The sequence below is a fragment of the Romboutsia lituseburensis DSM 797 genome (genome assembly GCF_900103615.1).
Taxonomy (GTDB): Bacteria; Bacillota; Clostridia; order Peptostreptococcales; family Peptostreptococcaceae; genus Romboutsia_F; species Romboutsia_F lituseburensis.
The window spans coordinates 37,141-52,280 of the sequence record NZ_FNGW01000003.1; the positions used below are offsets into that span (position 1 = coordinate 37,141).

General features: G+C 26.5%; 11 protein-coding genes. 10 read left to right on the forward strand and 1 reads right to left on the reverse strand.

Features of this window, described 5'->3' with window-relative positions; translation table 11 throughout:
* The first annotated feature begins 70 nt into the window (after positions 1-70).
* Both BLP75_RS06005 and BLP75_RS06010 read left to right on the forward strand, forming a co-directional pair.
* Positions 71-958 carry a DMT family transporter gene (locus BLP75_RS06005; RefSeq protein WP_092724749.1) on the forward strand — a complete coding sequence of 296 codons (888 nt, stop codon included), beginning with the start codon at positions 71-73 and terminating at the stop codon, positions 956-958.
* A 197-nt stretch (positions 959-1,155) separates the two neighbouring features.
* The gene (locus BLP75_RS06010) at positions 1,156-2,553 is read left to right on the forward strand and encodes an MATE family efflux transporter (protein WP_092724750.1); all 1,398 of its coding nucleotides are present in this window, start codon (positions 1,156-1,158) and stop codon (positions 2,551-2,553) included.
* 114 nt (positions 2,554-2,667) lie between these two features.
* Here the strand turns inward: BLP75_RS06010 and BLP75_RS18115 are convergent, their stop codons facing one another.
* Positions 2,668-2,841 (reverse strand): hypothetical protein, encoded by a 174-nt coding sequence (locus tag BLP75_RS18115; protein ID WP_170827935.1) that lies wholly within the window; start codon positions 2,839-2,841, stop codon positions 2,668-2,670.
* 514 nt (positions 2,842-3,355) lie between these two features.
* Here BLP75_RS18115 and BLP75_RS06015 point away from each other — a divergent pair.
* From BLP75_RS06015 to BLP75_RS06050, 8 genes are all read left to right on the forward strand, one after another.
* Positions 3,356-4,603 (forward strand): NupC/NupG family nucleoside CNT transporter, encoded by a 1,248-nt coding sequence (locus BLP75_RS06015; protein ID WP_092724751.1) that lies wholly within the window; start codon positions 3,356-3,358, stop codon positions 4,601-4,603.
* 196 nt (positions 4,604-4,799) lie between these two features.
* Positions 4,800-5,600 carry an NAD(+)/NADH kinase gene (locus BLP75_RS06020; RefSeq protein WP_092724752.1) on the forward strand — a complete coding sequence of 267 codons (801 nt, stop codon included), beginning with the start codon at positions 4,800-4,802 and terminating at the stop codon, positions 5,598-5,600.
* A gap of 76 nt (positions 5,601-5,676) precedes the next feature.
* Entirely contained in the window at positions 5,677-7,224 is a 1,548-nt protein-coding gene (gene murJ, locus BLP75_RS06025; protein ID WP_092724753.1) for a murein biosynthesis integral membrane protein MurJ, read from the forward strand.
* 161 nt (positions 7,225-7,385) lie between these two features.
* Entirely contained in the window at positions 7,386-8,291 is a 906-nt protein-coding gene (locus tag BLP75_RS06030; RefSeq protein ID WP_092724754.1) for a DMT family transporter, read from the forward strand.
* A gap of 170 nt (positions 8,292-8,461) precedes the next feature.
* Positions 8,462-9,211 (forward strand): YwaF family protein, encoded by a 750-nt coding sequence (locus BLP75_RS06035; RefSeq protein ID WP_092724755.1) that lies wholly within the window; start codon positions 8,462-8,464, stop codon positions 9,209-9,211.
* A gap of 83 nt (positions 9,212-9,294) precedes the next feature.
* Positions 9,295-10,182: a prepilin-type N-terminal cleavage/methylation domain-containing protein gene (locus BLP75_RS06040; protein ID WP_092724756.1), complete on the forward strand. Its 888-nt coding sequence runs from the start codon at positions 9,295-9,297 to the stop codon at positions 10,180-10,182.
* Between the two features lie 136 nt (positions 10,183-10,318).
* On the forward strand, positions 10,319-11,743 hold the full coding sequence (locus BLP75_RS06045; RefSeq protein ID WP_092724757.1) for a spore germination protein: 1,425 nt from the start codon (positions 10,319-10,321) through the stop codon (positions 11,741-11,743).
* A gap of 149 nt (positions 11,744-11,892) precedes the next feature.
* Positions 11,893-15,120, forward strand: coding sequence for a ligand-binding sensor domain-containing protein (locus BLP75_RS06050; RefSeq protein WP_170827936.1), 3,228 nt, complete (start codon positions 11,893-11,895; stop codon positions 15,118-15,120).
* Positions 15,121-15,140 lie beyond the last annotated feature (20 nt).

Consider the following 15,140-nt stretch of genomic DNA (forward strand, 5'->3'; position numbering starts at 1 on the left):
AATAACTTTTGAATAAAATTAATTGTTATGGTAAAATTCTAATGTTATTCAAACTACTAAGGAGGAATTTATGGACAATATAAAAAGTAATATAAGTGATAGAACAAAAGGCATAATTTGTATTGTAATATCCGCATTTGGATTTGCTATGATGTCTGCTTTTGTTAAGTTATCTGGAGATTTACCTACTTTTCAAAAAACTTTTTTCAGAAATTTAGTATCATGCATAGTAGCATTTATAATGGTTATTAAAGCAAATGAAAGTTTTTTTGGCAAAAAAGAAAATAGAAGAATTTTAACTTTAAGAGCTACATTTGGTACATTGGGAATAATACTTAATTTTTATGCTATAGACAAATTAGTTTTATCTGATGCTAATATGTTGAATAAGTTAAGTCCTTTTTTTGTTATAATTTTTTCAGCATTATTTTTAAAAGAAAAAATAAAGAAAAATCAAATAATAGCTGTAGTTATTGCATTTTTAGGAGCTTTATTTATTATAAAGCCAGAACTTAATATGCAAGTTATGCCTGCATTAATAGGTGTAAGTGGTGCTGTATGCGCAGCTATTGCATATACGTGTTTAAGAGTTTTGGGTGGGAGAGAAAAAGGTGCCACTATAGTGTTTTATTTCTCATTATTTTCATTGATTGTAATATTTCCATTCATGGTTATATCATATGAATCAATGACTTTAATACAATTTACATATTTAATGCTGGCAGGTACATTTGCAACACTGGGGCAATTTGGTATAACATGGGCATATAAATATGCACCGGCCAAAGAAATATCTATATTTGATTATTCAAATATAATATTTTCTGCCATTATAAGTATTGTATTATTTGGAGTATTTCCAGATAAATATAGTATATTAGGATACATTATAATCTTTGTAGCTTCTTTATATATGTTTATGTACAATAAAAAATTAGATAAAATTAGAGAGAATTAATATAAAAAACTATATAGTTAATTAAATTTACTATATAGTTTTTTTACTATTGCAAAATTAAAAAAGTTTACTACAATTAATCTCATACTGATAGTATAAATAGTTTTTAATGTATACTAATTATTTACATTTCATACTATAAACATTTGGGTATTATTTATATTATAGAGTGAAAGTTAGATGTGAAAGGAGATTATATGGAACAGAGAATTAATTTAACTGAAGGCAAAATTACAGAAAAGTTAATTAAGCTATCATTACCCATAATGGGAACTTCATTTATTCAAATGGCTTATAACATGATAGATATGATTTGGGTTGGAAAAGTTGGAAGTAGTTCAGTAGCAGCTGTTGGAACTGCTGGATTTTATCCATGGCTTGCTATGGCTTTTATAATGATATCTAAAATTGGTGGAGAAGTAAAGGTAGCTCAAAGTATTGGTGAAAATGATTTAGATAAAACAAAATTATATATTAAATCATCTATTGAGATAAATATTATATTATCTGTTTTTTATACTATGTTTTTAGTAATTTTTAATAAGTACTTAATTGGATTTTTTAAACTAGGTGATGTAGACGTTATAAATATGTCAAGAACATATTTGTATATAATATCTATGGGTATGATATTTTATTTTATAAACCCAGTTTTTACTGCCATATTTAATGGAATGGGTAATAGTAAAACACCATTTAAAATAAATACAGTAGGATTAATTACAAATATTATATTAGATCCAATACTTATTCTAGGATGGTTTGGATTGCCTAAAATGGGTGTAGCTGGAGCTGCGATAGCAACAGTAATAGCTCAAGTTGTTGTTTCAGCTTTATTTATATATAGAATAAAGAAAAATAAAGATGGTTATTTTAAAATAAAAATATTTAGGAATATACAGCTTAAGTATTATAAAATATTGTATAAATTAGGATTACCAGTTGCTATTCAAAGTGGAATGTTTACATTATTTTCTATGTTGTTAGGGGTTATTGTTGCATCTTTTGGACCAATTGCAGTAGCTGTTCAAAAAGTAGGATCCCAAATTGAATCTATATCATGGATGACAGCTGATGGGCTAGCAGTGGCTTTATCTGGATTTGTAGGTCAAAATTATGGGGCTAAAAAATATGAGAGGATAAACAAAGGGTGTAAAGCTACATTTATAATAGCTATAATATTAGGAATTTTTAATACACTTATATTAGTATTTTTAGGGAAATATATTTTTACAGTATTTATACAAGAGGAGAAAGCAATATATGAAGGGACTATATACCTAAAAATATTAGGATATTCTCAATTATTTATGTGTATAGAAATAATAACTAGTGGAGCATTCAAAGGACTTGGAAGAACATATATACCATCGGTTATAAGTATTGTTTTGACAGGTGCTAGAGTTCCGCTAGCTTATATTTTATCTAAACCTGAGATGCTTGGATTAAATGGAGTTTGGTGGAGTATAACAATAAGTAGTGTATTTAAAGGGATATTACTTATAACTATATTTGTATTTTTAATAAAATTAGGGAAATTATATAATGTAAAAAAAGAAGAAAAGTTGGAAAATAATAAACCCATAAAGGAATGATAAAAAACTGTAATTTTTAAAAAAATATATTGAATGATATGTTTTGTTAAGAAATAAATAAATTAATATGGGTATAACTTTAATAAAGTTATACCCATATTAATTATACAAAAACTATTTTAGAGGATAAGGATTTTTCTTATTTATGACTCTAAAATTTTCAATATTAGTTGTTTCGCTATCGGTACTTTCATTTATTTCTACATTATCTAAAATCTCTTTATACTGATCATCAAAGTTATTTAAGTAAGTTAAATCGTCTTTTGAAGAGCATTTATTTTTTTTCATAATTAATTCTCCTTTAAATATTATTTTAACAAGTAATAACTAAGTTATATTTTTATTATTTAAAAAAATGATTTTATTATGTAATATAAATTCAAGTTTGAGAAAATGTTTTCTGTAAGTTGTTTTAAATTAGGAGATTTAAAACTATTTAAAAAGTCTTGTCATAAGAAAGTAATAGAGGTTATAATAAATCTTAGGGTTTAAATTTGTTTTTTGATTATAAAAACGCTTATAAAGTCATACAATGTAGAATTATTATATAGCAAATTAAGTATACAAAGTACATATGGGGCAAGTACTTTAAAAAAGTAAGTGTACAGTTAAATACATAATTGCAAAAAATTAGATGTTATAGCTTTAATACATAAAGGTTTTTAAAAGTGCAAATATTAAAATTAGCATAAATAAAAGGTAAGACTAAAAATAATTTAAGCTAAGCATCAAAATAGAAATTCTTTGTAGCTTAAATTTAAACTCACCAAATGACAATATTATAGAAATAGAGGATGAGAAAATGACAATATTAATAAATGCATTAGGTATAGTTATTTTATTAGGTGCATTATATCTTTTATCATCTAATAAAAAAGACATTAATAAAAAATTAATAATAAAAGCATTATTAATTCAGTTTGTAGTGGCATTTTTATTAGTAAAGTTCCCATTAGGAAGAATAGCTTTACAACAAGTATCAGATGTCGTAACTAATGTATTAAGTTATGGTAAAGAAGGTTTAGGATTCTTATTTGGGCCTTTAGCTGATGCAGGAGCACCAACAGGAATGATATTTGCTATTCAAGTTTTAGGGAATATAATATTTATATCTGCATTAGTTGGAGCGCTTTATTATCTTGGAATTATAGGATTTATAGTTAAGATAATAGGTGGGGCTATAGGTAGTGTACTTGGAACTAGTAAAGTAGAAAGTTTCGTTGCTGTTGCAAACATGTTCTTAGGGCAAACAGAATCACCAATACTTGTAGCAAAATATTTAAAGGATATGAGCCAAAGTGAAATAATGTTAGTATTAATATCTGGAATGGGTAGTATGTCGGCGACTGTTTTAATGGGATATGCCGGAATGGGTATACCGATGGAGTACTTATTAATAGGTGGAGCATTAGTTCCTCTAGGTAGTATAGTTGTATCAAAGATGATACTTCCTGAAGTTGTACCTTCACTGGCAGATCAAGATTTACAAGATGATTTAGCACAAGCAGAAGCAGCAGCATCTAAAGAGGTAAAAATAGATAATAAAGGTGATAATGCAAACCTTATAGCGGCTATATCTCAAGGGGCTAACGATGGTCTTAACATGGCGCTTGGTATAGGTGCATCACTTATAGCTATAATATCTTTAGTTGCACTAGTAAATGGTTTATTAGGAGTATTTGGGATATCATTAGAACAAATATTATCGTATGTATTTGCTCCAATAGGATTCTTGATGGGATTACCAAAGCAAGATATTTTAACAGCTTCTCAATTACTTGGAAGTAAATTAGTATTAAATGAATTTATAGCATTTGGTCAGTTAGGTCCAATGCTAAGTGGATTAAGTTATAGAAGTGGTCTTATGATGGCTATATCTCTTTGTGGATTTGCAAATATATCTAGTATGGGTATATGTATATCAGGGATCTCAGTATTTTGTCCAGAAAAAAGAAATGTGTTAGCTAAATTAGCATTCAAAGGAATGTTAGGAGGATTTTTAGTAAGTGTACTAAGTTCTCTAGTTGTAGGGTTGATAATAGCTATATAATAAATAAAAAAGAGTGTCTATATATAAAGACACTCTTTTCTCATAAAAAATATAAATTGTCAAAAAAATTAAAAATTTATATTAAATTTTATGTTGATTTATAAAAAGTTAACAAAAATTTAATTTGAAATATAAATAAATTAAGGTAATATTATATAAGTAAAAACTACATTTAAAAAGTTAGGATAGGTTAATTATGGAAAGAATTATTACTATAAGTTCTAATAATATGAAAAAATCATTAGAAACCAAAAAAATCTTATCTGAAAAATTAAAAAGTGCAGGTTTTTGCATTAGTGATAGATTAGAAAATGAATCAGAGTTAATAATATCTATAGGAGGAGATGGATCATTTTTAAAAACAATAAATGATTTTAATTTTCCTAATATACCTGTAGTAGTAATTAATACTGGACATTTAGGTTTTTTTGCAGAGCTAGATCCATCAGAAATTGATGAATTTATACAAGACTATAAAAGTAAAAAAGTATTTATACAAGAAGTACATCCTTTAAAAGCTAATATTTGTACTAAAGATAGTCATAGTACTATAGAAGCTATAAATGAAGTAGTAATAAAGAGTGTATGTTCTAGGACGTTGCATTTAGATTTAATGGTTAATGAAAATAAAATACAAAAATTTAGTGGCGATGGAATGTTAATATCAACTCCAATAGGTTCTACCGCGTACAATTATTCAGCAGGAGGTAGTATAGTAGACCCAAGTTTGGATACTTTACAACTTACACCTTTAGCACCTATGAACACTATTGCATATAGGTCATTTACATCAAGCATTATATTATCGGCTCACTCAACTATAAGCATACTTCCAGAGTATAGATTTGAAAATTCTATACTAGTAGTTGTTGATGGTGTAGAATATAAGTTCAATGATATTGTAAACATAGAGATAATCAGGTCTGAGACTAAAATAAAATTACTTAGAAGATCTAATTATGAGTTTTGGAAACGAGCTTCTGAAAAATTTTTATAGAATTAATCAAAATTTGTTATATAATAGATATTGTTAAAAAATTAAATTAATCAAAAAAGAACGTAGGAGAAAGAATATGTCAAAAGTAGCAAAAGCCGCAGTCGGCCTTATGGCTGCAACCTTATTTGCAAAAATGTTAGGATTTGGTAGAGAACTAGCACTAGCTTCAGCTTATGGTGCATCTTCAACTAGTGATGCATTTTTAGTAGCTATGAATATACCAGCAGTAATATTTACAGCTGTAGGTACTTCTCTTGGAACTGCTTTTATACCGCTTTATTGTGAGGTAAAATCAAAACATGGGCAAAAAGCATCAATTAAATTTACAAATAATGTATTTAATATAGTAGCATTAATTTGTTTATTTGTTTCATTAATAGGTGCAGTATTTACAGAACCAATAGTAAAAATGTTTGCTGTTGGATTTAAAGGAGAAACACTTGAACAAGCTATATACTTTACTAGAATAATAATTCTAGGAATGGCATTTTTAGGTATGAACTATATAATGACTGCTTACTTACAAGTTAAAGAAAACTTTATAATACCTGGATTAATGCCAATACCAAATAATATATTTATAATAGCTACAATAATTATAAGTACAATGATAAGTCCTTACTTATTACCTTGGGGAGCTCTTATAGGAATAGCATCTCAGTTTTTCTTCCAGCTTCCATTTGCAATTAAGAAAGGATATAAATATAAACCATACATAAATTTAAAAGATAGGTACGTAAAGAGAATGTTATGGCTTGTTGGACCAGTACTTATAGGAGTTGCGGTAAATCAGGTAAGTACTATAGTAGATAGAACTATAGCATCTACATTAGTTGAAGGTAGTATATCAGCTCTTAACTATGCAAACAAACTTAATCAATTTGTTATGGGTATGTTTATAGTTTCTATATCGGCTGTTATATATCCAATGTTATCTAAGTTATCTACTGAAAATAACAAAGAGAAATTTAATGAATCAATTAGAACAGCATCAAATACTGTTATATTATTAGTAATACCTATATCAGTAGGTGCTATAATACTTGCAAGTCCAATAGTTAAACTATTATTCGAAAGAGGAGAATTTGATGCAAGAGCAACATATATGACATCTATTGCTCTTATATTCTATTCAATAGGTATGATAGGATTTGGTCTTAGAGATATATTAGGTAAAGTATTTTACGCATTACAAGATACTAAAACACCTATGATAAATGGTATGCTTGCAATGACATTAAATATAGTGCTGAATATTTGTTTTGTTAATTTTACTAATATGCAATTAGCAGGGTTAGCATTAGCTACAAGTATATCAGCTATAGTTACTATAGTACTACTATTTATAAGTTTAAGAAGAAAAATAGGACCATTTGGTGGAAAAGATATTGCAACAGTAATGATAAAGGCTTTAATAGGAGCAGGCCTTATGGCAGTTGTAACATTATTTGTATATAAATTTATAGCTGGTATTTTAGGTGCAGGATTTATACAAGAAGCTATTACTTTAGCTGTAGCAGTTGGGTGCGGGGCTATAGTATATGCTGTTAGTATAATAGTTCTTAAAGTACAAGAAGTAAATCTTATAATAGATACAGTTAAAGCTAAATTAAAATTAAAATAAATGAAAGAAAAGTAGATAAGTTCTAAGCTTATCTACTTTTTATTTTGTTATTAAAAAAAAATAACTATTTTGAAAATTAAGACTTATACATTAATAAGAGAAATGATAATTTAATGATATAATTTACATATATTGACAAAATAATAAAAGGGGGAGACATAATGAAAGAAAAATTTGAAAAGTATATGATGTTGTTTGCAACTATATTTTGGGCAGGAGCATTTATAGCAGGGAAATTTTCAATAGGAGAGTTCCCAGTGTTTTCTTTAGTTTTTTTTAGATTTTTAATAGCAACAATAATTATTTTTATAATACTTATAAAAACAGAAGAAAATTGGAAAATTACTAAACAGGATTTGAAAACGTTTTTAACTTTAGGCGTAGTAGGTATGGTAGGGTATCATGTATTCTTTTTCCTATCTTTAAAATATACTACTGCCACAAATTCATCATTAATAGGAGCTACTAATCCAATAGTAACAACTATACTAGCATGCGTATTTTTAAAAGATAAAATAACTTACAAAAATATATTAGGAATTTTAATATCTTTATTAGGAGTAATTCTTATAACTACTAATGGAAATATAAGTGTACTATTTAACATGAAGTTTAATATAGGTGATATATTAATGATGGTAGCTGTGTTATGCTGGGCAACTTATGGAGTTCTTTCAAAGAAGGTGCTTGAAGTTTATTCACCTATTAAAATAACTAGTTATGCATTTTTAACATGTGTGATAATTTTAATACCTTTAGTTATACTTGAAAAGCCATGGGTATACATTCCAAGTACTACTTTTAATGGATGGATGTCTGTAATTTATATGGCTATATTCCCTTCAGTTGGTGGATATTTAATACAACAAATGTCTATAAAAAAAATTGGCCCAACAAAGACTTCGCTATTCATAAATTTAGTACCTGTATTTTCTATGATATTAGCATTTTGTATATTAGGAGAATCTATATCGATTATAAAAATAATTGCAGGCATTCTTATAATATGTGGAATATGTACAAATCTTATGGTAAAAAAAACAGCGAAGATAGAAGCTAATAATTAATAAAATTAAGCCAAATAAAAATAACCTATAAAGTTTAACTTTATAGGTTATTTTTATTTGGAATATAGTCAGTAAGTAAACTTACTTTACTAAAACGGACAAAATGTTGTATAATACAACAATGTGTTTCTTTATATTACAAAGCGAAGAGAAATAACCAGGAGGGAAGTATGGAAAGTTTTAAGTATTTTTTTAGAGGAAATGTAGAACGAAATAATTTTATTATGTTTGGAAAAATACATATTTTTATATTGTGTTTTATGGCAATTATAAGTATTTTAATATTAATGAAAAAAATTGAAAGTCGTAAGATTGAACTTTTTATAGGAATAATACTAATTTTACAGCAAATTATTTTATATAGTTGGTACTTTATGAGTGAAATAGATTTATTTAAGGAAGGTCTTCCTTTGTATCATTGTAGGATAGCAATCATATGTATAGGTTTAGGTCTTATATTCAATAAAGAATATATAATGAAAATAGGTTCATATTTAGGCATATTTGGTTCAATAGCAGCCTTATTGTTTCCAGGATTAGATCCATTTATATTTCCTCATATAACCCAATTTTCATATTTTATAGGGCATTTATTTTTATTATGGGGATCTATTTATTTACTATTTATAAAAAATATTGGAATGTCAGCAGTAGATTTTAAGAATATAGTTATATTTATAAATATATTTCATATAATGATGGTTATTTTAAACAAATATTTAGGATCTAATTATGCATATATAAGTTCATCTCCAATAAATATTGGAAAAAGTTTAAATCAAATAGTATATACTATATTAGTAATGATGATTTTCAATCTAGTTTTATTTTTAGAGTATATTTTTATTAATAAAAATTTAGCACTTCAAAAGTATAATAAGTTTAGTGATATTAGCTTAAAAATAAATACAATTGAATAAATATATACTTCGTTTTGCATGTAAAAATATGTAAAAATATGCTAATATATAAATGCAAGATAAAATAAACGAAGGGGATAAAAATGAGTAAGAAAATACTACAAAAAAAAGATATGCAAATGATAGGAATAATGATAGCGATAGGGTTTATAATAGATATTATCCTAGATAATGGAATGGAAATAGCATCTTTATTATTTACATCGTATGCATGCCATAGAGGACTTACAACTGTATTAAAAAATTCAAAAGAATATAAAAATTATATATTTTTTGATGAGCAAAAATATAATAATGGATTAAAAAAGTTTATAATAATTGTAGATATATATATAGTAATTAGAATATTTTCTATACTTATGACTAAGTATAATGGATTTACAATGTTAGAATTACTATTAGTATTAGTAATATTTGTACCTTATGAATCATATCTAGGAAGAAAATATATAAAAAATATAAGAGACAAAGAAAAAAATATAGAAAGAGTTTTAATAAAAAACAAAACATTAGTAGCAGTTATACTTGCTATATTTATAGGATTTACAATGTATATAGTTAACTTTACAAGTAAAATTAAATTCACTAACCATATGAATTTTTTAGAATATGAGTATAAACTAACATACGATGAAGATGATAAGCGAGTTTTAGATATTAAAACTAGTTCTCATCATACCAAGACAGAAGAGACAAATAGAAATACAGAGTATTTTGAGGATTATATAATAACTGCTAAAAAGGTATTTACAAATTATGTATATAAAATATACGCATTCGTGTCTATGACTATAATGTTTATATTAGTTTTAACTCAGTGTTTTAGTGGAAATAAAGAGAAAAAAACAGTATCAATTTTATCTAATTTATTTTTAGTAATAGGAATAATATTTGCTATAATAGCATTAAATCCAAATTTAAATTATGCAGAACAAGATTTAAACGTATATATAAATGAATATTTAGAATAAAAAACAATGAATAAATCTATTATAGATTTATTCATTGTTTTTTTATTTAATAAACTTATAAATATCTAATTTTATAATAATATCCATGTTAATTGCCAACAATAGCATTATGAATAAAATAGTGAAGGAGGATATTATGAAGTTATCTAAAAGCATTGATAAAAACTACGATATTATTTCATCAAAGTTAGAGATAAAAGATAGCTTTGACATAATAGCAAGAGAGATATATATAGGAGGAAGAAAGTCGTACTTGTTTTTTGTAGATGGACTTATAAAAGATGATGTAACAGAGAGAATATTAAACAACATAATGAATATATCAAATGATGAAATGAATCAAGTCAAAAATATACAATCATTTATGAATAAATATATAGCACATATAGAAGTAGATAAAGAAAGTGATATAGAAAAGATAGCTACATCTGTTTTAGTAGGTCCTATGGCAATCGTAATAGATGGATATGATGAATGTATGCTTCTTGACGTACGTACATATCCAGCTAGAGGAACTGAAGAACCTCCAAATGAACAAACTCTAAAAGGGCCTAGAGATGGTTTTGTTGAAACTATTGTAATGAATACAGCTCTTATTAGAAGGAGAATCAGAGATGAAAAATTAGTATTTGAAATGACTAACATCGGTAATAAAACTAAAACGGATGTATCTATAGGGTATATAAAGGGTTGTGCAGATGAAAAGGTTATAGACTTTGTTAAAAAAGAGCTCGAAGATATAAATGTAAGAGGACTAGAGATGGGACAACAAAGCTTAGTGGAAGCATTAACCAAATCTAAGTGGTATAATCCATTTCCTAAAATTAAAACGACTCAAAGGCCAGATGTGGCAGCAGCTCATATTAACGAAGGAAAAATAGTCATCATCATAGACACTTCTCCAAATGTCATAATTTTACCAACAAGTATTTTTGATTTTATGCAAAATGCAGATGATTATTATCAACCAATAATAACGGGAAATTATTTAAGGTTTACAAGAAACTTTACGTTGCTAATGACACTTATACTTACGCCAATGTATTTACTTTTGTTAGAATATATAAATGTACTACCTCAGTGGATTAGATTTATAGAGCCAGACAAGGGTTTTGCAGTACCTATTATTATACAATTTGTACTATTAGAAATAGCTGTTGATGCATTAAAATTAGCGTCTTTAAATACTCCAGGTTCATTAGGAATGTCTTTGTCAGTTGTAGGAGCGTTAATACTTGGTGATTTTGCCATAAAAACAGGGTGGTTTGTTCCTGAAACCATATTATATATGGCAATAGTATCTTTAGGAAGCTTTGCACAATCAAGCGTAGAACTAGGTTTTGCTCTTAAAATTTGTAGAATGTTGCTTTTAATTCTTACAGGAATATTTGGAGTCTGGGGATTTATTGCAGGTATTATAATTACATTTTTACTTATGGCTACAAATAGAACGATAGAAGGTCAATCATATTTATATCCTTTATACCCATTTGATAGAATAGCACTTATGAGGCAAATATTTAGAACACCAATAAGATCAAGTAAAAATAATAAAAATTAATAAGCAAAAAAGCTTTCTACTTTTAAGTAGAAGGCTTTTTTTATAATAAAATCAAATGAGCAATATTAAAGTTAAAAATAGGTTAAATGGTAAATATTGTAAATTAAAAAGAAATATTGTAATATTTAAATGGGGAGGAAATAAAATATTTGAAAGGCAAGGGCATGAGAAAGAATAGAGTATTAAAAAAACAAATAATAATAATTTGTTTCCTTATTATTTGTATAGTAAAGTTTAGTGGGTTTAAATCATATGCGGGCTTAAACAATATAAATTTTAATAACATATATATAGAACCAGGTATAAGTCAATCAACTATAGAGTGCATATTCCAAGATAGTAAAGGATATATATGGATAGGAACAAATGATGGTTTAAATCGCTACAATGGTTATGAATTCAAGGTTTATAAAAATGAAGAAAATAAAAATAGTATCAGTGGGAATGTAATAACTGATGTAGCAGAAGATAATAAAGGAAACATATGGGTAGGAACTGTTGGAGGTATAAATAAAATAGATATAAAAACAGGGGAAATAAGTAATTATACTGAAGACAAAGGTAATATATCAGATGGAAATATTAAAAATATTATATGTACAAAAGACAATAAAATCCTAGCTACAACTCATAAAGGACTAGGTATTTACAATGAATTTAATGATAGATTCGATATTATACTGAAACAATCAGATGGATTAAGTAGTAATGAGATACATTCTATTGATGAAGACTATTATGGTAATTTATGGTTAGGAACTAATTCTGGGATAGATGAAGTTTCAAACAATTTTAAGGTTGTAAACAATTATTTAGCAACTGAATTTAAACATTATTTAGGCGAAGACGAGGTTAGTACGTTATATTGTGATAATAATCACGATATTGTATGGGTTGGAACCTATACTTCAGGTGCATATAAGGTAAATACTAAAAACAATGAAATAAAAGAATATAAGCATAATTCTAATGATAGGGATTCTATTCCATCAAATCAGATAGAAGCTATTATGAGGGATAGCAGTGATAATGTATGGATAGGAACGAAAAGCGGTCTTGCGAAGTATTATGAAAGTAATAATAAATTTAAAACATACATAAACAAAGTATATGATAAAAACAGCTTAATATATGACCATGTAAAGTCTTTAATGGAAGATAAAGAAGGCCTTATATGGGTTGGTACATATTCAGGCTTAGGAATATTTGATAAAAATAACAATATAAAGCACTATAAAGCAGGTATAGAGAAAGACCAGCTATTAAGTGAAAACATGATTCATGGGATATATGAAGATGGTGATGGATATCTTTGGGTTGGAACAAAATCAAAAGGAATAAATATAATAGATAGAAAAGATAATGTTTGTATGTATTTAAATAGCAAAACCAATAAAGAAATAGACTGTGATTATATAAATGATATTACAGGGAGTGGAAGTGTAATATTTGCTGCTACTGACAATGGTGTTTTGAAAATAGATAGAAAAAATAAAACTATAAAAAATTACAATACAAAAGATGGGCTAATTAAAGGGTCAGTTCAAGATATATTTTTAGATAATAAAGAGTATTTATGGATAGGAACCACAAATGGTTTATGTTTATTGAATACAAAAAATGATAAAGTAGTCAATATGAATGAATATATAAAAAAAAATTTATATGTAAAAGAAATATATCAAGACAGTGAAGGTAATTATTTTTTAGGATTATTAAAAGATGGAGGATTATGTGTATTAAATCCAGATCAAAAATCAATTAAATACTATAAACATCAACAATCAAATCAAGATAGTATAAGTAGTAATTATGTAACGAGCATAATTGAAGATAAAGAGAAAAACATATGGATAGGAACTGATAACGGTCTAAATAAATTTAATAAAAAAACTAAAAAGTTTATAAAATATAAAACACAAAATGGACTTTCAAATAATACCATCCATGAAGTGTTAATAGATAATGATAATAACGTTTGGGCAAGTACTAATTTTGGGCTTGTTAAAATTGATACCAAAAATAATAAAGTACAAAATTTAAGTATTACAGATGGTATACAAGGCAAAGAGTTTAACAATAATGCTTCATATAAGAATAAAAATGGAGAACTGTTTTTTGGTGGTACAAATGGTTTAAATTCATTTTATCCAGATGATGTAAAGAAGGTAGGAAGTAAATCAAATGTGTTATTTGACGGATTTAATGTAAACGATAAAGAATATTCAGATATAAATGGGTTAAACCTTAGTGAAAATACAGATACAATAACAATAAAGTTTTTTACACCTATATACTCTAGTAAAAATAAAGTTATGTATGAATACCATTTACTAGGAAATAAAGGCAAATCTTCTGTTACTAAAGATAATTATGTTACATATAAAGGTTTGTCTCCAGGTAGTTATACATTTGAAGTACGAGCTATTGATACCAATGGAAATATAGGAGATAAAAGTTTTGTAAACTTTACGATAAAATATCCATTCTGGATGAGTCCATCAGCATACATTGTATATATTATATTAATAGTTATAATTATAATAAGACACAAATATAGAATGAAAACATTAGATAAGCTAGTAAAGGAAAGAACGAAGCTATTAAGTGAAGAAATGGAAAGAAATACACTATTGCTTAATGAAAATATAAAGCTAGAAAAAAATAAGAATAGCTATTTTGTAAATCTGTCCCATGAACTAAGAACACCTTTAAATGTAATAAGTAGTACAAATCAACTAATAATGGGGTTAATGAAAAAGGGGGCTTATATAACAGAAGAAAAACTAGGTCATTATATTGATGTGTCACAAAAAAACTGTCACAGATTATTGAATTTAATTAATAATATATTAGACGGAGCTAAGTTACAAAAGGATATGTATGTTATAGACTTAAAAGAGGTTGATATAGTCTACTTAGTGGAAGAAACTGCCCTGACATTAGCGGATTATATAAATGCAAAAGGAATCGATATTATAATAGATCCTGAAATGGAAGAAAAAACAATAACTTGTGATCCATATGAAATAGAAAGATGTGTAATTAATTTGATAGGAAATGCAGCTAAATTTACTCCGGAAGGTGGTAGTATAACTGTTACAGTAAAAGATTTAGATGATAAAGTTATGATTAGTGTGCAAGATACAGGTGTAGGTATAGAAGAGAAATACCATAAGATAATATTTGATAGATTTAACCAAGTATTAGATGAACAAGATGAAGCCAAATGCGGAAGTGGATTAGGGCTAACAATTACAAGTCATATAATAAAGCTTCATAAAGGAACAATACATGTAGAAAGTACTCCAGGAGAAGGAAGCAATTTTATAATAAAATTACCTATTGATCCAAATGAAGTAATTGAACAATGCTAATAAAAAACACTAGATATTAA

Excerpts from the sequence above, each read along its gene's own strand:
- BLP75_RS18115 (WP_170827935.1), bottom strand. The coding sequence starts at position 2,841 with ATGAAAAAAAATAAATGCTCTTCAAAAGACGATTTAACTTACTTAAAT.
- BLP75_RS06020 (WP_092724752.1), top strand. The coding sequence starts at position 4,800 with ATGGAAAGAATTATTACTATAAGTTCTAATAATATGAAAAAATCATTA.
- BLP75_RS06015 (WP_092724751.1), top strand. The coding sequence starts at position 3,356 with ATGACAATATTAATAAATGCATTAGGTATAGTTATTTTATTAGGTGCA.
- BLP75_RS06005 (WP_092724749.1), top strand. The coding sequence starts at position 71 with ATGGACAATATAAAAAGTAATATAAGTGATAGAACAAAAGGCATAATT.
- BLP75_RS06035 (WP_092724755.1), top strand. The coding sequence starts at position 8,462 with ATGGAAAGTTTTAAGTATTTTTTTAGAGGAAATGTAGAACGAAATAAT.
- BLP75_RS06030 (WP_092724754.1), top strand. The coding sequence starts at position 7,386 with ATGAAAGAAAAATTTGAAAAGTATATGATGTTGTTTGCAACTATATTT.
- BLP75_RS06045 (WP_092724757.1), top strand. The coding sequence starts at position 10,319 with ATGAAGTTATCTAAAAGCATTGATAAAAACTACGATATTATTTCATCA.
- murJ (WP_092724753.1), top strand. The coding sequence starts at position 5,677 with ATGTCAAAAGTAGCAAAAGCCGCAGTCGGCCTTATGGCTGCAACCTTA.
- BLP75_RS06040 (WP_092724756.1), top strand. The coding sequence starts at position 9,295 with ATGAGTAAGAAAATACTACAAAAAAAAGATATGCAAATGATAGGAATA.
- BLP75_RS06010 (WP_092724750.1), top strand. The coding sequence starts at position 1,156 with ATGGAACAGAGAATTAATTTAACTGAAGGCAAAATTACAGAAAAGTTA.